This window comes from Shewanella litoralis, from assembly GCF_009828585.1.
GTDB lineage: Bacteria > Pseudomonadota > Gammaproteobacteria > Enterobacterales > Shewanellaceae > Shewanella > Shewanella litoralis.
Genome location: NZ_WSRZ01000145.1, coordinates 1 through 293 on the forward strand (window position 1 = coordinate 1; position 293 = coordinate 293).

Below are 293 nucleotides of genomic sequence, written 5' to 3' on the forward strand. Positions count from 1 at the left end.
GGCATCTCTTTGTGCTTCTTCTGCCATCGCCGCCATTTCTTCTCCAAGTTTCTTGGGTGGGAAGAAACTGAGGCTGAAGAAGAAGTTGACGGTTCCAGCTGTGTCCAGGCCGGATGCGTCGGTGCGCGCCGTTGCAGCAGATCCAGAGAGACCGATCTGGTTCCCCGGAAGCACTCCTCCAGAGTGGCTCGACGGTAGCCTCCCCGGTGACTTCGGATTTGATCCTCTTGGTCTTTCATCGGATCCGGACAGTCTAAAATGGAACGTACAAGCAGAGCTAGTCCACTGTCGAT

At 55.3% G+C, this 293-nt stretch carries 1 protein-coding gene; it reads left to right on the forward strand.

Annotated features, from left to right (window positions below):
* Positions 1-121: 121 nt before the first annotated feature.
* Positions 122-293, forward strand: a 172-nt coding sequence (locus GQA99_RS21045) for a chlorophyll a/b-binding protein (protein WP_369126863.1), incomplete at its 3' end; no start/stop codon positions are given.